This is a genomic window from Rhizobacter sp. (assembly GCF_035702065.1).
Taxonomy (GTDB): domain Bacteria; phylum Pseudomonadota; class Gammaproteobacteria; order Burkholderiales; family Burkholderiaceae_C; genus Rhizobacter.
Map to the genome: position 1 here is coordinate 1 of NZ_DASSRA010000466.1, position 17866 is coordinate 17866.

At 68.5% G+C, this 17866-nt stretch carries 17 protein-coding genes; 6 read left to right on the forward strand and 11 right to left on the reverse strand.

Annotation, left to right across the window (positions count from 1 at the left end; all coding sequences use genetic code 11):
- Positions 1-22: 22 nt before the first annotated feature.
- From ftsW to VFL64_RS20625, 9 genes are all read right to left on the reverse strand, one after another.
- Positions 23-1285, reverse strand: coding sequence for a putative lipid II flippase FtsW (ftsW, locus tag VFL64_RS20585; protein WP_489542250.1), 1263 nt, complete (start codon positions 1283-1285; stop codon positions 23-25).
- The gene (gene murD / locus VFL64_RS20590) at positions 1282-3066 is read right to left on the reverse strand and encodes a UDP-N-acetylmuramoyl-L-alanine--D-glutamate ligase (protein ID WP_489542251.1); all 1785 of its coding nucleotides are present in this window, start codon (positions 3064-3066) and stop codon (positions 1282-1284) included. Before murD ends, ftsW begins: the two co-directional genes overlap by 4 nt.
- A complete protein-coding gene (mraY, locus tag VFL64_RS20595) occupies positions 3066-4247 on the reverse strand; it encodes a phospho-N-acetylmuramoyl-pentapeptide-transferase (RefSeq protein WP_489542252.1) in 1182 nt (393 codons plus the stop codon). The genes murD and mraY overlap by 1 nt, the downstream gene beginning before the upstream one ends.
- On the reverse strand, positions 4237-5643 hold the full coding sequence (locus VFL64_RS20600; protein ID WP_489542253.1) for a UDP-N-acetylmuramoyl-tripeptide--D-alanyl-D-alanine ligase: 1407 nt from the start codon (positions 5641-5643) through the stop codon (positions 4237-4239). Before VFL64_RS20600 ends, mraY begins: the two co-directional genes overlap by 11 nt.
- Positions 5640-7145 carry a UDP-N-acetylmuramoyl-L-alanyl-D-glutamate--2,6-diaminopimelate ligase gene (locus VFL64_RS20605; RefSeq protein ID WP_489542254.1) on the reverse strand — a complete coding sequence of 502 codons (1506 nt, stop codon included), beginning with the start codon at positions 7143-7145 and terminating at the stop codon, positions 5640-5642. Before VFL64_RS20605 ends, VFL64_RS20600 begins: the two co-directional genes overlap by 4 nt.
- Positions 7145-8938: a peptidoglycan D,D-transpeptidase FtsI family protein gene (locus VFL64_RS20610; RefSeq protein WP_489542255.1), complete on the reverse strand. Its 1794-nt coding sequence runs from the start codon at positions 8936-8938 to the stop codon at positions 7145-7147. The genes VFL64_RS20605 and VFL64_RS20610 overlap by 1 nt, the downstream gene beginning before the upstream one ends.
- Positions 8935-9222, reverse strand: a complete 288-nt coding sequence (gene ftsL, locus VFL64_RS20615; protein WP_489542256.1) for a cell division protein FtsL — start codon at positions 9220-9222, stop codon at positions 8935-8937. Before ftsL ends, VFL64_RS20610 begins: the two co-directional genes overlap by 4 nt.
- A 130-nt stretch (positions 9223-9352) precedes the next feature.
- A complete protein-coding gene (gene rsmH / locus VFL64_RS20620) occupies positions 9353-10378 on the reverse strand; it encodes a 16S rRNA (cytosine(1402)-N(4))-methyltransferase RsmH (RefSeq protein ID WP_489542257.1) in 1026 nt (341 codons plus the stop codon).
- An 11-nt stretch (positions 10379-10389) separates the two neighbouring features.
- Positions 10390-10818: a division/cell wall cluster transcriptional repressor MraZ gene (locus tag VFL64_RS20625; RefSeq protein WP_489542266.1), complete on the reverse strand. Its 429-nt coding sequence runs from the start codon at positions 10816-10818 to the stop codon at positions 10390-10392.
- Positions 10819-11408: 590 nt separating this feature from the next.
- On the opposite strand from VFL64_RS20625, the gene VFL64_RS20630 reads away from it, so the two are divergent.
- On the forward strand, positions 11409-11567 hold the full coding sequence (locus VFL64_RS20630) for a hypothetical protein (protein WP_489542258.1): 159 nt from the start codon (positions 11409-11411) through the stop codon (positions 11565-11567).
- A 27-nt stretch (positions 11568-11594) separates the two neighbouring features.
- Here VFL64_RS20630 and VFL64_RS20635 read toward each other — a convergent pair whose 3' ends face one another.
- Both VFL64_RS20635 and VFL64_RS20640 read right to left on the reverse strand, forming a co-directional pair.
- Positions 11595-12467 carry an amino acid ABC transporter substrate-binding protein gene (locus VFL64_RS20635; RefSeq protein WP_489542259.1) on the reverse strand — a complete coding sequence of 291 codons (873 nt, stop codon included), beginning with the start codon at positions 12465-12467 and terminating at the stop codon, positions 11595-11597.
- A gap of 76 nt (positions 12468-12543) precedes the next feature.
- Entirely contained in the window at positions 12544-14448 is a 1905-nt protein-coding gene (locus VFL64_RS20640; RefSeq protein WP_489542260.1) for a hybrid sensor histidine kinase/response regulator, read from the reverse strand.
- 190 nt (positions 14449-14638) lie between these two features.
- Between VFL64_RS20640 and VFL64_RS20645 the strand changes: the two genes are divergently transcribed.
- The 5 genes from VFL64_RS20645 (at position 14639) to VFL64_RS20665 (ending at position 17775) form a co-directional block, all read left to right on the forward strand.
- The gene (locus VFL64_RS20645) at positions 14639-14995 is read left to right on the forward strand and encodes a YciI family protein (protein ID WP_489542261.1); all 357 of its coding nucleotides are present in this window, start codon (positions 14639-14641) and stop codon (positions 14993-14995) included.
- 111 nt (positions 14996-15106) lie between these two features.
- Positions 15107-15532: a YciI family protein gene (locus VFL64_RS20650; protein ID WP_489542262.1), complete on the forward strand. Its 426-nt coding sequence runs from the start codon at positions 15107-15109 to the stop codon at positions 15530-15532.
- Entirely contained in the window at positions 15529-16059 is a 531-nt protein-coding gene (locus tag VFL64_RS20655; protein WP_489542263.1) for an SRPBCC family protein, read from the forward strand. Before VFL64_RS20650 ends, VFL64_RS20655 begins: the two co-directional genes overlap by 4 nt.
- 25 nt (positions 16060-16084) lie before the next feature.
- A complete protein-coding gene (locus VFL64_RS20660; protein ID WP_489542264.1) occupies positions 16085-16504 on the forward strand; it encodes a VOC family protein in 420 nt (139 codons plus the stop codon).
- The gene (locus VFL64_RS20665; protein ID WP_489542265.1) at positions 16504-17775 is read left to right on the forward strand and encodes an RNA polymerase sigma factor; all 1272 of its coding nucleotides are present in this window, start codon (positions 16504-16506) and stop codon (positions 17773-17775) included. Before VFL64_RS20660 ends, VFL64_RS20665 begins: the two co-directional genes overlap by 1 nt.
- Positions 17776-17866: the final 91 nt, after the last annotated feature.

Below are 17866 nucleotides of genomic sequence, written 5' to 3' on the forward strand. Positions count from 1 at the left end.
GCCATGATCACCAGGTGCTTGCTCATGCGCGGCCTCCACGCATCAGCTGGCGGTTCTCGATGTCGATCCGCAGCACGATGGCGAGCGCCACCATGTTCATCAAGATGCCCGAGCCGCCAAAGCTCATCAGCGGCAGCGTCAACCCCTTGGTCGGTAGCACGCCCAGGTTCACACCCATGTTGATGAAAGCCTGCCCACCCACCCAGATGCCGATGCCTTGCGCGAACAGGCCGGCGAACACGCGGTCGAGAGCGACCGCCTGGCGGCCGATGTGGAAGATGCGGCGGCTCAGCCAGAAGAAGGCGAAGATCACCGCTGCCACGCCGACGAAGCCCAGCTCCTCGCCGATCACGGCGAGCAGGAAGTCGGTGTGCGCCTCGGGCAGGTAATGCAGTTTCTCCACGCTGGAACCCAGGCCCTGGCCGAAGATCTCGCCGCGGCCAAAGGCGATCAGCGAATGCGAGAGCTGGTAGGCCTTGCCCAGCGTGTACTTCTCGTCCCAGGGGTTGAGGTAGGCAAAGATGCGCTCGCGCCGCCATTCGCTGAAGGTGATCATCAGCACGAAGGCGCCGACCAGCACCGCGGTGATCAGGAAGAACATGCGCCCGTTCACGCCGCCCAGGAACAGGATGCCCATGGCGATGGCCGCGATCACCATGAAGGCGCCCATGTCGGGCTCGGCCAGCAGCAGCAGGCCCACCACCGCCACGCTCACCGCCATCGGCATCACGGCGCGGAAGAAGTTCTCCTTCACCTCCATCTTGCGCACCATGTAGTTGGCGGCGTAGAGCGCGATGGCGAGCTTGGCCAGCTCGGAAGGCTGGAAGTTGGTGAAGCCCAGCGGGATCCAGCGGCGCGCGCCGTTCACGCCCTTGCCCACGTGCGGGATCAGCACCAGCACCAGCAGCAGCAGCGCGCCGACGAAGATCCAGGGCGCGAACTTCTCCCACACGCTCACCGGCACCTGCACCACCACCACGGCGGCCACGAAGGCGACCACGATGGAGATGGCATGCCGGCTCAGGAAGTGCGTGGCGGCGTAGCGCGCGAACTTGGGGTTGTCGGGCAAGGCCACCGAGGCCGAATACACCATCACCAGGCCGAGCGCGAGCAAGGCCACCACCATCCAGATCAGCGGCTGGTCGAAGCCTTGCAGCTTGGTGGGCTGGCCGGTGGCGCCGTTCCAGTCGCGGATGGGCACGGCGGTGCCGCCGTCGCGCTTGAGCAGCGCGGCGACGCGCTCCTTCAGCGCATCCAGCCCGAAGCGTGCGGCCAGGCTGCTCACACCACCTCCCCGCCGGACTCGGCCAGCGCCTTCACCTCGGCCACGAAGACCTCGGCGCGGTGCGCGTAGTTGCGGAACATGTCCAGGCTGGCGCAGGCCGGGCTCAGCAGCACGGCGTCCCCCGCATGCGCGCGCTGGAAGGCCCATTGCGTGGCGGCCTGCAGCGTCTCGTGGCGTTGCACGGGAACGCCGGTGTCCGTCAGCACCCGCTCGATGGCGTCGGCATCGCGGCCGATGGTGGCCACGGCGCGCACGTGCTTGCGCACCGGCGTGGCCAGCGGCGTGAAGTCCTGGCCCTTGCCGTCGCCGCCCAGGATCACCACCAGCTTGCTCGGAGCCTTGTCCTCGCCCAGGCCATTGAGCGCGGCGACCGTGGCGCCCACGTTGGTGCCCTTGCTGTCGTCATAGGCCTCGACGCTGTTCACCAGCGCGACGAATTCCACGCGGTGCGGTTCGCCGGCGTACTCGCGCAGGCCGTGCAGCATGGGCGCCAACGGGCAGCCGATGGCCGTGGCGAGCGCCAGCGCGGCCAATGCATTGGCGGCGTTGTGGCGGCCGCGCACGCGCAACGCATCAGCCGGCATCAGGCGCTGGATGTGCAGGTCTTCGGGCTCGACGACGGCGCCCTTCTTGGGCTTCTTGACCGTCTCGTCGGCTTCCATCGCACGCACGAGCCAGGCGATGCCGTTCTCGATCAGCACGCCGAAGTCGCCGGGGTGGTGCGGCGCATCGAGGCCGAAGCGCACCACGTGGCGCTCGATGGGCTTGGCGAAGCGGCCCTTGCCGGGGATGGGGGCGGGGATCATCTTCTCGACCGCTGCATCGTCGCGGTTGACGACCATCACCGCATCCTTGCCGTAGATGCGCGCCTTGGCGGCGGCATAGGCCTCCATGCTGCCGTGCCAGTCGAGGTGGTCCTGCGTGACGTTGAGCACCACCGCCGCGCTGGGCTCGAAGCCCTGCACGCCGTCGAGCTGGAAGCTGGAGAGCTCCAGCACCCAGACCTCGGGCAGGTGCTCGAACACCGGGCCGGGCGGAGGCGGCGGAATCAGGTGCGGCGGCGGGCCGCCACCGGTCGGCTCGTCGTCGGCCGGTACAGCTTCGGGTGCAGGATCTGCAATGGCCGCTTCGGCCTCGGCCGGGATCTGCTGCGCGGCGAGCGTCTCGGACTCGGCGGCGATGGCGTCGTCATCGACTGTTGCAGGCGCTTCCAGCACCGGCTCTTCGGCCACGGCCTCAGCGATCACCTCTTCCACCTCCACCGCCGGTTCGGCCGCCAGCACCTCGGCCAGCGTCTGCAGCATGGTCGGCCCGATGTTGCCGGCCACGGCCACGCGCTTGTCGGCGCGCTCCACCAGCTGCGCCGTCATCGAGGTGGTGGTGGTCTTGCCGTTGGTGCCGGTGATGGCGATCACCTTGGGCGCATAGCCGCGCTGGGCCTTCAGGTCGGCCAGTGCGCGGGTGAACAGGTCGAGCTCGCCCTGCACCGGCACGCCGGTGTCGCGTGCGAGCTTGAGCGTGGGCGCGATGCGCTCGTCGATGGGCGCGAGGCCGGGGCTCTTGAGCACCAGCTGCACGCCGTTCAGCACGCTGTCCGGCAGGGCGCCGTGCAGGCGCTGTGCCTGCGGCACGTGCTCGGCCAGGGCGCCGTCTTGCGGCGCCTGCTCGCGCGAGTCCCACACGCGCACGTTCGCGCCATGGCTTGCGCACCAGCGCGCCATCGCGAGCCCGGATTCACCCAGGCCCAGAACAAGAACCGTGCTGTCTTTCAAATGCTTCATCAGCGCAACTTCAAACTCGCCAAACCCACCAGGCACAAGAGCATGGTGATGATCCAGAAGCGCACCACCACCTGCGTCTCCTTCCAGCCGGACTTCTCGAAGTGGTGGTGCAGCGGGGCCATCTTCAGGATGCGCCGGCCGCTGCCGAACTTCTTCTTCGTGTACTTGAACCAGCTCACCTGCAGCATCACCGACAGCGCTTCGACGACGAAGATGCCGCCCATGATCGAGAGCACGATCTCCTGGCGCGTGATGACGGCAATCGTCCCCAGCGCCCCGCCCAGCGAGAGCGCACCCACGTCACCCATGAACACCTGCGCCGGGTGCGCGTTGAACCAGAGGAAGGCGAGGCCCGCGCCGGCCATGGCGGCGCAGAAGATCAGCAGCTCGCCGGCGCCGGGGATGTAGGGGAAGATCAGGTACTTGCTGTACACCGAGCTGCCCACCACGTAGGCGAACACGCCCAGCGCCGAGCCCACCATCACCACCGGCATGATGGCCAGGCCATCGAGCCCGTCGGTGAGGTTGACCGCGTTGCTCGCACCCACGATCACGAGGTAGGTGAGGATGATGAAGCCGAAGACGCCCAGCGGGTAGCTGATGGTCTTGACGAAGGGAATCATCAGGTCGGCCTTGGGCGGCAGGTCGTTGCTGAAGCCGCTCTGCACCCAGCGGATGAAGAGCTCCAGCACGCGCAGGTTCGACGTCTCCGACACGCTGAACGCGAGGTACAGCGCCGCCACCAGGCCGATGAGCGACTGCCAGAAGTACTTCTCGCGCGAGCGCATGCCCTCCGGGTCTTTCTTGACGACCTTGCGCCAGTCGTCGACCCAGCCGATGGCGCCGAAGCCCATGGTCACGATCATCACGATCCAGACGAAGCGGTTGCTCCAGTCGAACCACAGCAGGGTGCTGATGCCGATGGCGATCAGGATCAGCACGCCGCCCATGGTGGGCGTGCCGCTCTTGGCGATGTGCTCCTGCACGCCGTACTCGCGGATGGGCTGGCCGATCTTGAGTTCAGTGAGGCGGCGGATCACCCACGGCCCGAAGGCCAGGCCGATCAGCAGCGCCGTCATGGCGGCCAGCACGGCGCGGAAGGTGAGGTACTGGAAGACGCGCAGAAAACCCAGTTGGTCGGGGTAGAGGTTCTGCAGCCACTGGGCGAGGCTAAGCAGCATGGTGTGGGCTTCCTTGTTGTTGTGTGTCGGTCGATGTCAGCGCAGCCACCACCTGTTCCATCTTCATGAAGCGCGAACCCTTCACCAGCACCGAGGCGCACTCCGGTGCGGCCTTCAGCGCAGCCAGGAGATCGGCCACGCTGTTGAAGTGGCGCGCGCTGCCGTTGTGCTCGCCGCCGAAGGCATCGGCCGTGTAGCGGCTCAGCGAGCCGGCCGTCCACAGCGCGTTGATGCCGTGGGTGCGCGCATAGGCGCCCACCTCGCGGTGGAAGGCCGGGCCCTGGTCGCCCACCTCGCCCATGTCGCCCAGCACCAGCCAGCGCGGGCCCGGCAGCGAAGCGAGCACCTCGACGGCGGCGCGCGCCGAATCGGGGTTGGCGTTGTAGGTGTCGTCGACCAGCGTGACGGGCACGTTCTGCACCACGCCGCGCTTGAGCTGCGAGCGGCCCTTCACCGGCTCGAAGGCCTCAAGCCCGCGCACGATGGCCTCGAGCGGGCAGCCTGCCGCCAGTGCGCAGGCCGTGACCGCCAGCGCGTTCTTCACGTTGTGCCAGCCGGCAATGCGCAACTGCACGGCGGCAAAGCCGGCCGGCGTGTGCAGCATCAGCGACCAGTGGTCGTGGGCCCACTCGGCGTCGGCGGTCACGTCGGCCGCGCCGCGCAGGGCGAAGGTGAGCGTGGGGCGCTGGCCAGCGAGCTGGTGCCACAGCGGTGCGTAGTCGTCGTCGGCCGGGAACACGGCCACGCCGCGCGGGCCCAGGGCCTCGATCACGGTGCCGTTCTCGCGCGCCACGGCTTCCACGGTCGCCATGAACTCCTGGTGCTCGCGCTGCGCGTTGTTGACGAGGGCGACCGCGGGCGCCGTCATCGCGGCGAGCGAGGCGATCTCGCCCGGGTGGTTCATGCCGAGTTCGATCACGCCAGCGCGGTGTTCGGGCCGCAGGCGCAGCAGCGTGAGCGGCACGCCGATGTCGTTGTTGAAGTTGCCTTGCGTGCTGAACGCGCCCTCGCCCCACCAGGCCTTCAGCACCGAGGCCAGCATCTGCGTGACGGTGGTCTTGCCGTTGCTGCCGGTCACGGCAATCAGCGGCAGGTCGAAGCAGGAGCGCCAGGCGGCCGCCAGCTCGCCCAAGGCCTGCTTGCTGTCGGTCACCTGCAGGCCCGGCAAGCCGGCCTCGGCCAGACCGCGCTCGGCCAGGGCGGCGACGGCACCTGCCTCGCGGGCCTGCGCCAGGAAGTCATTGGCGTCGAAGCGCTCGCCGCGCAAGGCCACGAAGAGGTCGCCGGGCTGCAGGCTGCGCGAGTCGGAGTGCACGCGCTTGATCTGCACCTGAGCGTTGCCGGTGAGGGTGGCGTTGGGCAGCAGCGCGTGGGCCTGGGCCAGCGTCATCATCATCGCGGCCCCCTTTGAGCCAGCGCCGCCTGCGCTTCCTCGACGTCGGAGAACGGGTGCTTCACGCCCGCGATCTCCTGGTCGGGCTCGTGGCCCTTGCCGGCGATGAGGATCACATCCTGCGGCTGCGCCTGTACCACCGCCTGCACGATGGCGGCGCGGCGGTCTTCGATCACCTGCGCGCGGTCGGGCTGCGCCATGCCGGCGGCGATCTGCTTCAGGATCTCGCCCGGCTGCTCGTTGCGCGGGTTGTCGCTGGTCACCACCACGCGGTCGGCCTCGCGCTCGGCGATGGCACCCATCAGCGGGCGCTTGGTCGCGTCGCGGTTGCCGCCACAGCCGAACACGCCCCACAGCTGGCCGCCGCGTTCGCGCGCCAGCGGGCGCAGCGCCTGCAGGGCCTTCTCCAGCGCATCGGGCGTGTGGGCATAGTCGACGACCACCGCGGGGCCGCCTGCCATGTCAGTGCTGCTCACGCTCTGCATGCGGCCCGGCACCGGCGTGAGCTGCGCGCACACGCGGGCCGCATCGGCCAGCGGCACGCCGAGCGCGCGCAGGCCGCCGATCAGCGCCAGCAGGTTGGAGACGTTGTAGTCACCGATCAGGCCGCTGCGCACTTCGGCGGTGGTGGCGTTCTCGTGCAAGGTGAAGGCGAGGCCGCCGTCGCGGTAGACGATATCGCTCGCCAGCAGACGTGCCGACTTGCGCGTGCTGTAGGTCCACACGTCCAGGCCCGTCAACGTGGGCGCGAGCGCGGCGCCGCGCTCGTCGTCGACGTTGAGCACCGCCGCACGCAGGCCGGGCCAGGCGAAGAGCTGGGCCTTGGCCGCCCAGTACGTGTCCATGTCGCCGTGGTAGTCGATGTGGTCGCGCGTGAAGTTGGTGAACAAGGCCACGCCGATGCGCGTGCCGGCGAGGCGCTGCTCGACGATGCCGATGGACGAGGCCTCGATCGCACAGGCTGAGAAGCCGCTGTCGACGAAGCGGCGGAAGGCCGTCTGCAGCGTCACCGGGTCGGGCGTGGTGAGGCCGGTGGACAGCACCGAGGCATTGGGCGATGCGGCCGAGGGCGGCTCGCCCACACCCAGCGTGCCAACCACGCCGCAGCGCCTGCCCAGCAGGCTCAGCGCCTGCGCCACCCACCAGGCGACCGAGGTCTTGCCGTTGGTGCCGGTGACGGCGACCACATCGAGCTTGTGGCTGGGGTGTTCGAGGTAGGTGCTGGCAAGCGGGCCGGTGGCGGCCTTCAGGCCGTGCATGGCGGCCACGCGGGTGCCGTCGAAGGCGAAGGCCTCGGCGCCCTTGGCCTCGACCAGGCAGGCGGCCGCTCCCGCGGCCAGCGCGGCGGGAACGAACTGGCGGCCGTCGTTGGCGTAACCGGGCCAGGCGATGAAGGCATCGCCCGCCTGCATGCGGCGGCTGTCGGTGCTGAGGTTGTGCACGCCGCGGCTGCGCAGCCAGGCGACGGCGCTGCCGACGTCATGCACAGCTGTGAGGGGCGCCATCAGAAGCTCTCCTCCACCGCCGGCAGCTTGTTCGAGATGATCTGCTGCTTGACCTCGAGGTCGGGCTGCACGCTCATCGAGCGCAGTGTCTGCTGCACCACCTCGCTGAACACCGGCGCGGCCACGTCGCCGCCGAAGTACTTGCCGTTGTTGGGCTCGTCGACCATCACCGCCACCACGATGCGCGGCTTGTCGATCGGCGCCATGCCGACGAACCACGAGCGGTACTTCTTCTCGGCGTAGCCCTTGCCCTCTTGCTTGTGCGCCGTGCCGGACTTGCCGCCCACCGAATAGCCCACGGTCTGCGCCTTGGGGCCGGTGCCGCCGGGGCCGGCGGCCATCTGCAGCATGTGGCGCACGGCCTGCGCCGTCTTGGGCGACATCACGCGCACGCCGGGCGCCTGTGCGTCGTTCGGCAGGTTGGCGTTGTGCACGATGGAGGTGGGAATGAGCTCGCCGTCGCGCGCGAACACCGTGTAGGCGCGCGCCAGCTGGAAGAGGCTCGCCGACAGGCCGTAGCCGTAGCTCATGGTCGCTTGCTCCACCGGGCGCCAGGTCTTGTACGGGCGCAGGCGGCCGCTCACGGCGCCGGGGAAGTCGATCTGCGGGCGCTGCCCCAGGCCGACCTGGGTGTACATCTCCCACATCTCGCGCGGCTGCATCTGCATCGCCATCTTGACGGTGCCGACATTGCTCGACTTCTGGATCACCTCTTCGACCGTGAGGTCGCCGTGCGGGTGGGCGTCGCGGATGGTGGAGCCGGTGATGTTGATGCTGCCGGGCGAGGTGGCGATCACGGTCTTGGGGTTCACGCGGCCCGTTTCGAGCGCGATCGAGACGATGAAGGGCTTCATCGTCGAGCCGGGTTCGAAGGTGTCGGTCAGCGCGCGGTTGCGCAGCTGCCCGCCGGAGAGGTTCTGCCGGTCGTTGGGCGAGTAGCTCGGGAAGTTGGCCAGCGCCAGCACCTCGCCCGTCTGCACGTCGAGCACCACCACGCTGCCGGCCTTGGCCTTGTGCTCGGCCACGGCGTCGCGGATGCGCTGGTAGGCGTAGAACTGCACCTTGGAGTCGACCGAGAGCTGGATGTCGCGGCCGTCGACGGGCTGCACGCTCTCGCCGATGTCTTCGACCACGCGGCCCAGGCGGTCCTTCACCACGCGGCGCGTGCCGTTGCGGCCCTGCAGGTCCTTCTGGAACGCGAGCTCGATGCCTTCCTGGCCCTTCTCTTCGATGTTGGTGAAGCCCACCACGTGCGCCGCAGCCTCGCCCTCGGGGTACTTGCGCTTGAACTCGCGCACCTGGTACAGGCCCTTGATGCCCAGCGACAGCGCCTCTTTCGCCACCGGCTCGTCGACCTGGCGGCGCAGCCAGGCGAAGTTGGGGCTGTCGTCGAGCTTGCCGGCAATGTCGGCCGTGCTCATGCCGAGCAGGCGCGCGAGCTGCTGGCGCTGCTTCTTGTCGGCCTCGAACTCTTTCGGGATGACCCAGAGCGATGGCGCCGGCACGCTGGCCGCGAGGATGAGCCCGTTGCGGTCGGTGATTCGGCCGCGGCTGGCCGAGAGATCGAGCGTGCGCGCGTAGCGGATCTCGCCTTGCTTGAGGAAGAAGTCGTTGCCGACAATCTGCACGTAGACGGCGCGGCCGGCCAGCACGCAGAAGCCCAGGCCCACCAGACCGACCAGGAACTTGGAGCGCCACGGCGGTGTCTTCGAGGCCAGCAGTGGGCTGGTCGAGTACATCACCGAGCGCACGTTGACGGCACCAGCCTTGGGAGCCTTTCCCTGGATCTTCATTGCGCAGCCCCCGGAGCCGAGGCGGCATAGGTCACGTACTGCGTGACGGCCGGCGTGGCGGTGCGCATGGCCAGGCGGTCGCGTGCGACGCGCTCCACGCGCAGCGGCGTGGCCTGCGACTGCTTGTCGGCCTTCAGGCGCTCGTGCTCGATGTCGAGTTGGCGCGCCTCGCTCTGCGCGCGGTCCAGCTCGGCGAACAGGCGGCGCGACTCGTACGACACCCGTACAAGATAGACGCTGCTGATCACCAGCGCCACCAGGAGGAGGACGTTGAGGCGGGTCATGACAACACCCCGGTCGCCGAGTACAGCGACCGACCCTCCGAGAGGGTCGAGCCCGGCTTCGGGCGGCCGGGCGCTCGGGCTCGGGCGATGCCGTCACCGACTGCGGCCTTTCGATTCGCAAGCGGCGTCTTCATGCCACCTCCGTGCGCTCGGCCACGCGCATCACCGCCGAGCGCGAACGCGGGTTCGCGTCGATCTCGGCGTCGGAAGGCTTCACCCGCCCGAGTGACTTCAAGCGCATGGCCTTCGGCGCCGCGAACGGCGCACGGCGGTCGTAGACCTCCTTGCTCTCCTTCGCGATGAAGGTCTTGACGATGCGGTCTTCGAGCGAGTGGAAGCTGATGACCACCAGGCGGCCGCCGGGCAGCAGCAGATCGAGTGCTGCGCTCAGCCCTTGTTCGAGCTCCTCAAGCTCGGCATTGACGAAAATCCGTAGAGCTTGAAATGTGCGCGTTGCAGGGTTCTGGCCCGCTTCGCGGGTCCGGACCGCGCCAGCCACGACTTCGGAAAGCTCAGCTGTTGTTCGAACAGGATTCCCGCTTTCGCGCCGAGCAACAAGCGCCTTTGCAACCGATAGAGCAAACCGTTCTTCCCCATAGTTCTTTATCACCTCCGCGATAAGGCGCTCGTCGGCGCGGGCCAGGAAATCCGCGGCGCTCTCGCCCCGGGTCGTGTCCATGCGCATGTCCAGCGGCCCGTCGAAGCGGAAGCTGAAGCCACGTTCGGGGTCGTCGATCTGCGGAGAAGACACGCCCAGATCGAGCAGCAGCCCGTGCACCTTGTTCACGCCCAGCGCGGCCAGGGTCGGCACCATGTTCGCGAAGCTTGTGTGATGGATGGAAAAACGCGGGTCATCGACCCGCGTTGCACCTGATGTCGCAGCCGCAACGGCTTGTAGATCCCGGTCGATGGCCACCAGCCTTCCAGCAGGCGACAGCCGAGACAGCAGCAGGCGCGAATGCCCGCCGCGGCCGAAGGTGCCGTCGACGTAAATGCCGTCGGGGTTGGTGACGAGCGCATCGACGGCTTCATTGAGAAGCACCGTCGTGTGTGACAGCCCCTCGTCCGACGGGTACGTCGGTCGATCCCCCGAGGGGATGTCGCCCGGCTTGGGACGGCCCGGCGCTCGGGCTCCTGGTCGCTTCGAGGACGTCATGCCTGTCTCGCTCAGAAGCTGAAGCTCTTCAGCGCCTCGGGCATCGGCGACTGCATCACGCGGGCCTCGTGCTCGGCGTAACGGGCAGCGTCCCACAGCTCGAAGTGGCTGCCCATGCCGAGCAGCATCACGTCCTTGCTCAGCCCGGCGGCGGCGCGCAGCTCGGGCGCGATCAGCACGCGGTTGGAGGCATCGATCTCCACGTCCATCGCGTTGCCGAGAAAGATGCGCTTCCAGCCGGCCGCCTCCATGGGGAGAGCGGCCACACGTTCGCGGAAGGTTTCCCAGGCTGGTCGCGGAAAGATCATCAGAGCGCCCTCCGGGTGCTTGGTGATGGTCAACTGGTTGACGCCCATCGCGGACAGGACCTCGCGGTGACGCGACGGCATGGCGATACGCCCTTTGCCGTCCAGCGTCAGACCTGCTGGCCCCTGGAACACGATGTTTGCCACAAAAACCCACTGAAGTGCACTTATCTGCACTGTATCTCACCAGATGAGCCGGGTCAACGAATCGGGCAAAGAAAAATCAATGGAATCAAGTACTTAGACGCACTTCTTCAAAAGTCAAACTGATGTAAAAACTGCTTCAAAAATAAGGACTTGCACGCTGATCTGAAAGCGTTCTCTCAGCTTGAACCCCTCTCGCGGGCGGGTAAGTGCGGAGTCCGGGGCGGATGAACGGAAGCTGGCGTGGGCAGTCCCGGTGCCATGGGCGGAGCGCCTGGAACGGCTGCTCGATCGCCCGCTGCACCCCGCCATAGCCCGTGCAGCGGCACAGGTTGCCGCAGGCCAGGCCGGCCGCCTCGCGGGCACTGCGCTCGCTGGCGCCGACGGCCTTGATGGTGTTGATACGCCGGCCGGGCAGTTGTCAGGCCATCGGCGGGCAGGCGCGGGCGTGGATGTTCATGGGGCGCAAAGTGCGTGCGAGCTGCCGATTGTCTGCGTGGCAATCGCGTCCTTCCGTCACCTGCGCGATGCACCGGTCCACGGGGTTGGCGCTTGGCGCGGCTGGCGCAATCATGCACCCCATGAACACGCCGCACGACCCCACGCCCCCGCAACCCGACGCCGCCCTGCAGGCCCAGGTGGCCCAATGGCTGGAACTCAAGCGCGAGATGGAAACGCTGCACGCACAGGTCGAGTACGTGCGGCTGATGCTCAAGCTCGGAGTAGGCGGCCGCTCCTGAGCCGCCCGCTCCGGCTTCGCAGCTAGCTCACTCGGGCAGGCGGCCCAGGGCGAACATCACTTCCAGCACCGGCGAGGGCTTGCCCAGCGGCGCGAACCAGCGGCCGTAGAGCTCGGGCAGCGCGGCGCTGGCGTAGATCTGCGACAAGGCCGCATTCACCGACTGCTTCAAGGCCCAGTCGCCGCGCGGCAGCGCGATCGCGTAGGGCTCGTACGAGAGGGCATCGGCCAGGATCGCCAGCCCCTTCGGGTCCTTTGAGCCACCGGCCAGGCCGACCAGCAGCACGCGGTCGCTCGCGAAAGCGTCGATGCTGCCCGCTTCGAGTTGCGCCAGCCCTTCTTCACGCGTCTTCACCTGCACCACCGTGGCCGTGACCACCTTGGCTTCGAGCGCCTGGTTGAGGGCGCGCTCGTTGCTGGTGCCGGCAATGACACCGATCTTCTTGTTGGCCAGCGCCGACAGCGAGTAGCCCTCGGTGCTGGCACGCACCAGCAGGCCGGTGCCGTCGACGAAGGTCAGCGAGGAGAAGTCGACTTCTTTCAGGCGGCCCAGCGTCACGGTGCTGGCGCCGCATTCCATGTCGGCCTGGCCACTGCTGACGGTGCTGAAGCGGTTCTGCGCCGTCACCGGCACCCACTTGACCTGCAGCGGCGACACGCCGATCTGCTTTTCGATCACCCCGATGACGCGGCGGCACAGGTCCACGCTGTAGCCGCTGGGCTTCTTGTCCTTGTCTTCGAAGGAGAACGGCAGTGCATCGATGCGGTAGGCCACCGAGATGGTCTTGCTCGACTGGATCTTCTTCAGCCGCCCGTCGAAGGGGGCCGAGGCCATCTGCGCAAAGGCCAGCGTGGGTGCCAGGCAGGTGGCGGCGAGCAGGACAGAGAGGCGAGACATCATGAAAGCGATCCTCCAGGGTTGTGATTCCATGCGCCATGCGGCGCGCGGCCATTATTCGCCGGCAAACCCGTTTCGCCTATGACGGCCGCACAACGCGGGCCAGCTCGATGGATTCGCTGATGGCACGCTCCAGCCCGTTCAGGTCGAAGGGCTTGCTGAGCCTCACGACCGATTCGGGCAGCCTCGACTGGAGTTCGGCATAGCCGGTGGCCAGCACGAAGGCGAGGCCCGGCTTCTCTTCGCGCACCAACTCGATCAACTCGGCGCCCGTCATCTGCGGCATGGCGTGGTCGGTGAGCAGCAGCGTCGGCGGCTGCGGGCTGGTGCGCAGGAGCTCCAGCGCCTCTTCGGCCGAGCTTGCGCCGCGCACGCCGTGGCCCAGCTCCTCGAGCATCGACATGGTATTGGCCAGCACCAGGCTGTCGTCGTCGACCGCCAGCACCATCAAGCGCTCGCGAGCGGGCCCGGCCGGCGGCTCGCGCACGGCCTCGGCGGCAGCCACTCCGTCGGGCGCCACCGGCAGCCACAGCTCGGCCGTGGTGCCCGCGCCGGGCTCGCTGCGCAGCACGAAGCACCCGCCCGACTGCGAGGCCAGCCCCTCCACCATCGAGAGCCCGAGGCCCGTGCCCTTGCCCACGCCCTTGGTGGTGAAGAACGGCTCGGCGGCGCGCGCGAGCGTGGCCGCGTCCATGCCTTCGCCGTGGTCGATCACCGACAGGCGCACGTAGCGCCCGGGCTCCAGCTTGGCGGGTGCGCCGGGGCCGGGCACCTGCTCCTCCGCGGCCTGGATGGTGACCACGCCGCCACCCGGCATCGCGTCGCGCGCGTTCACCGCCAGGTTGAGCAGCGCCAGCTCGAGCTGGTTGGCGTCGACCAGCACCGGGCTGGTGGCCGACTGGGGCGGGATGTCGACCGTGACGTTCGGCCCGAGCGATCGCCGCAGCAGTTCGGAGATGCCGTTGACCAGCCCGCCCACGTCAATGGCCACGGGCTTCAGGTCCTGCCGCCGCGCGAACGACAGCATGCGCTGCGTGAGCGACGCGCCGCGCCGCGCGCCGCGCACCGCGTTGTCGAGGATGCCGATCAGCTTGGGGTCGTCGCCGATGCGCCGGCGCAGCAGCTCCAGGCTGCTCATGATCACCATCAGCAGGTTGTTGAAGTCGTGCGCCACGCCGCCGGTGAGCTGGCCGATGGCGTCCAGCTTCTGCGACTGGAACAGCAGCTCGCGCGCCTGCTCCAGTGCGTGCTGCGCCTCGTGCTTGGCCGTCACGTCGCGCGTCACCTTGGCGAAACCGATGATGTCGCCGGCGTCGTCGCGGATGGGGTCGATCACCACGTTGGCGAGGAAGCGGCTGCCGTCCTTGCGCACGCGCCAGCCTTCGGCCTCGTAGCGCCCGCCGCGCCGCGCCGCATCGAGCGCGCGCGCCGGCAGGCCGCCGGCCTGGTCTTCCGGCGTGTAGAAGCGCGAGAAGTGCTGGCCGATGACCTCGCCCGGCGCATAGCCCTTGATGCGCTCGGCACCGGCGTTCCAGCTGCTCACGCGGCCGTCGGTGTCGAGCATGTAGATGGCGTAGTCGGTCACGCCTTGCACCAACAGCCTGAACTGCTCCTGGCTGCGCCGCAGCGACTCCTCGGCCGCGCGCCGCTCGGTGAGGTCGCGCGTGATCTTGGCAAACCCGATCAGCCGGCCCCAGGGGTCGCGGATCGGGTCGATGACGACGTGCGCCCAGAAGCGCGTACCGTCCTTGCGCACACGCCAACCCTCGCCTTCGAACTTGCCTTCGTTGCTCGCCAGCATGAGCGCGCGCGCCGGCAGGCCGAGCTCACGGTCTTCGGGGGTGTAGAAGTGCGAGAAGTGCTTGCCGATCACCTCGGCGGCCTCGTAGCCCTTGAAACGCTGGGCGCCGGGGTTCCAGCTCGAGACCAGGCCGTTGGCGTCGAGCATGTAGATCGCGTAGTCGGTGACCGCATCGATGAGCATGCGGGCTCTGCCTTCATCGCTCAAGTCAGCGTTGAACCGCGTGCTGTCGTTCATCCTTTGCCGCTCGACCTTCGCTGCGCTGAAAGGAAAACCATCGTACACACCCGTGGGCGCGGACGCAGCCCCCCAAATGCCCGCGCCGTCCACGCCCGTGGTCTATTCTTGCGTTCGCCTACAGGAGGAACCCCCGATGTCCTACATGCTGCTGATCCACGAACCCCACGGCCAGCGCGCCACGCGCACCGAGGCCGAAGGCCGCGAGGCCTACGCCCAGATGCTGCGCTTCGGCGACCGCCTGAAGGAACGCGGATTGCTCCTCGCCAGCGAATCGCTCAAGGCGCAAGACGCCAGCGCAGCCCGCGTGGCGGTGCGCAACGGCCGCACCCAGGTGCTCGACGGCCCGTTCGCCGAGGCCAAGGAGATGGTCGGTGGCTTCTTCCTCCTCAGCTGCAAGACGCGTGAAGAAGCCCTTGCCATTGCGGCCGAATGCCCGGCCGCCGCCTGGGCCACGCTCGAAGTGCGCGGCGTCGCGCCCTGCTACGAGTAGCCAGGGTTTCCACCAGCCGCCGCTCCTTTTGACCGAAGCCTTGTCGATCCGGCCACGGCTGCTTCGTCGTGTGGATGTGAACCCCATATCCAACCGCACAGGAGAGCTGACATGCGATTCATGATCATCGTGAAGGCGAATGCCGATTCCGAAGCCGGCGTCATGCCCGAAGAAGCCCTGATGACGGCCATGGCCGACTACCACGAACAGCTGGCCCAGGCCGGCGTGCTGCTCGACGCCACCGGCCTGCACCCCAGCAGCAAAGGCTGGCGCATCCGCTACAGCGGCGGCCAACGGCAGCTGATCGACGGACCCTTCGCCGAGGCCAAGGAGCTGATCGGCGGCTACACGCTCATCCAGGTGCGCTCGCGCGAAGAAGCCGTCGAATGGACGCGCCGCTTCCCGGCCCCGATGGGCGAGCTGGCCGATGCCGAGATCGAGGTGCGCCAGGTGTTCGAGCTGGAAGACTTCACGCAAGGCGAGGCCATCGAACGCATGCGCCGGCTGGAAGCCGGCATCGCGGGAGCACAGGCATGATCAGGACCCTCGCCCTGATCGCGGTCGTGGCGCTGGGCGCCTTGCTGCTCTACGCCGCCACCCGGCCCGACACCCTGCGCGTGGAGCGCTCGCTGCGCATCGATGCGCCGCCCGACACCCTGCAGCCGCTCATCAACGACCTGCACGCCTTCAACACCTGGAACCCCTACAACCGCAAGGACCCGCTGATGAAGGGCAGCTACCGCGGCCCCAGCGCCGGGCCGGGCGCAGCCTTCGACTTCGACGGCGACAAGAACGTGGGCAAGGGCACGATCAGCATCGTGGCGCCGCGCGGGCCCGGCATGGTGTCGATGACACTCGACATGCATGCGCCGATGGAGGCGCACAACAACGTCGACTTCCACCTCGTGCCGCAAGGCAGCGCCACCCAGGTCACCTGGGCCATGCAGGGCGCGAGCCCCTTCATCGGCAAGCTGATGGGCATCTTCATCGACATGGACAAGATGATCGGTGCCGACTTCGAAGCCGGCCTCGCGAACCTGAAGACCATCGCCGAACGGCGCTGAACCCCGACAAAAAGGACGACACACCATGAGCACCCCCACCCAGATCTTCGTCAACCTGCCCGTGAAGGACCTGCCGCGCTCGCGCGCCTTCTTCGAGTCCATGGGCTACGGCTTCAACCCGCAGTTCAGCAACGACCAGGGCGCCTGCCTGGTGATCAGCGACACCATCTACGCGATGCTGCTCACCGAGCCCTTCTTCCAGACCTTCACCAAGAAGCAGATCGCCGACGCGAAGAAGATCACCGAGGTGCTGATCTGCCTGTCGTGCCCGAGCAAGGCCGAAGTCGACTCGCTCATCGCCAAGGCGGTGAAGGCCGGCGGCACGACACCCAGCGCAGCGCAGGACCACGGCTTCATGTACAGCCACTCGTTCGAAGACCTCGACGGCCATGTGTGGGAGCTGGTGCACATGGACCCCAACGCCACCCCGCCGAACCAAGGCTGATGACCAACACGACGCACCAGGCGATCGACGCCGTCTGGCGCATCGAGGCGGCCAAGATCATCGCCGGCGTGGCGCGCATGGTGCGCGACGTCGGCCTGGCCGAGGAGCTGGCGCAAGACGCCCTCATCTCCGCGCTGGAGCACTGGCCCGAGGCCGGCGTGCCCGACAACCCCGGCGCCTGGCTGATGGCCACGGCGAAGAACCGCGCACTCGACCACCTGCGCCGCGCCAAGCTGATGCAGAGCAAGCACGAGGAGATCGGCCATGAGCTCGAAGCGCAAGAGGCCTTGATCGTGCCCGACTTCGTCGACAGCCTCGACGCCCGCCGCGCCGACACCATCGGCGACGACCTGCTGCGGCTGATCTTCACGGCCTGCCACCCGGTGCTCTCGACCGACGCGCGGCTGGCGCTCACGCTGCGCCTGCTGGGCGGCCTCACCACCGCCGAGATCGCGCGCGCCTTCCTCGTGCCCGAGCCCACCGTGGCGCAACGCATCGTGCGCGCCAAGAAGACCTTGAGTGCCGCCAAGGTGCCCTTCGAGCTGCCGCCGCCGCAGGCCCTGGCCGAGCGCCTGGCTTCGGTGCTGGAGGTGATCTACCTGATCTTCAACGAGGGCTACACCGCCACCGCCGGCGACGACTGGATGCGCCCGACCCTGTGCGACGAAGCCCTGCGCCTGGGCCGCGTGCTGGCGGGCCTGGCCTCCCAGGAGCCCGAGGTGCACGGCCTGGTCGCGCTGATGGAGCTGCAGGCCTCGCGCACCGCGGCACGGACCGACGCGCAAGGCCGGCCCGTGCTGCTGATGGCACAGGACCGCAGCCGCTGGGACCACCTGCTGATCCGCCGCGGGCTCGCCGCCCTGGAGCGCGCCGGTTCGCTGGGGGGCGCGCTCGGCCTGTACGCCCTGCAGGCCGCCATCGCCGCCTGCCATGCGCGCGCCCGCACGCCCGAAGAGACCGACTGGGTGCAGATCGTCGCGCTCTACGACGCGCTGGCGCAGATCGCGCCCTCGCCCGTGGTGGCGCTGAATCGCGCGGTGGCCGTCGGCATGGCCTTCGGCCCGGCCGAAGCGCTCGCGCTGGTGGACGCCATGCGCGACCACCCCACACTGGCCGCCTACCAGTGGCTGCCCAGCGTGCGCGGCGACCTGCTGGCCAAGCTCGGCCGGCGCGAAGAAGCGCGCGCCGAGTTCGAGCGCGCGGCCACGCTCGCAGGCAATGGGCGCGAGCGCGAGTTCCTGCTGGGGCGGGCGCGCGAGATGCTGAACTGAGATCTGCCCTGGCTCAGGCCGGGATCCACAACGCCGGCAGCGCCGGCACGCCGCGCAGGATGCGCGCCAGCGAACCATCGGCCACCAGCGC

Bases quoted from the DNA above. Each gene is read 5' to 3' on its own strand.
- murD (WP_489542251.1), bottom strand. From the start codon at position 3,066: ATGAAGCATTTGAAAGACAGCACGGTTCTTGTTCTGGGCCTGGGTGAA.
- mraY (WP_489542252.1), bottom strand. From the start codon at position 4,247: ATGCTGCTTAGCCTCGCCCAGTGGCTGCAGAACCTCTACCCCGACCAA.
- VFL64_RS20600 (WP_489542253.1), bottom strand. From the start codon at position 5,643: ATGATGATGACGCTGGCCCAGGCCCACGCGCTGCTGCCCAACGCCACC.
- VFL64_RS20605 (WP_489542254.1), bottom strand. From the start codon at position 7,145: ATGGCGCCCCTCACAGCTGTGCATGACGTCGGCAGCGCCGTCGCCTGG.
- VFL64_RS20610 (WP_489542255.1), bottom strand. From the start codon at position 8,938: ATGAAGATCCAGGGAAAGGCTCCCAAGGCTGGTGCCGTCAACGTGCGC.
- ftsL (WP_489542256.1), bottom strand. From the start codon at position 9,222: ATGACCCGCCTCAACGTCCTCCTCCTGGTGGCGCTGGTGATCAGCAGC.
- rsmH (WP_489542257.1), bottom strand. From the start codon at position 10,378: ATGACGTCCTCGAAGCGACCAGGAGCCCGAGCGCCGGGCCGTCCCAAG.
- VFL64_RS20630 (WP_489542258.1), top strand. From the start codon at position 11,409: ATGAACACGCCGCACGACCCCACGCCCCCGCAACCCGACGCCGCCCTG.
- VFL64_RS20635 (WP_489542259.1), bottom strand. From the start codon at position 12,467: ATGATGTCTCGCCTCTCTGTCCTGCTCGCCGCCACCTGCCTGGCACCC.
- VFL64_RS20640 (WP_489542260.1), bottom strand. From the start codon at position 14,448: ATGCTCATCGATGCGGTCACCGACTACGCGATCTACATGCTCGACGCC.
- VFL64_RS20645 (WP_489542261.1), top strand. From the start codon at position 14,639: ATGTCCTACATGCTGCTGATCCACGAACCCCACGGCCAGCGCGCCACG.
- VFL64_RS20650 (WP_489542262.1), top strand. From the start codon at position 15,107: ATGCGATTCATGATCATCGTGAAGGCGAATGCCGATTCCGAAGCCGGC.
- VFL64_RS20655 (WP_489542263.1), top strand. From the start codon at position 15,529: ATGATCAGGACCCTCGCCCTGATCGCGGTCGTGGCGCTGGGCGCCTTG.
- VFL64_RS20660 (WP_489542264.1), top strand. From the start codon at position 16,085: ATGAGCACCCCCACCCAGATCTTCGTCAACCTGCCCGTGAAGGACCTG.
- VFL64_RS20665 (WP_489542265.1), top strand. From the start codon at position 16,504: ATGACCAACACGACGCACCAGGCGATCGACGCCGTCTGGCGCATCGAG.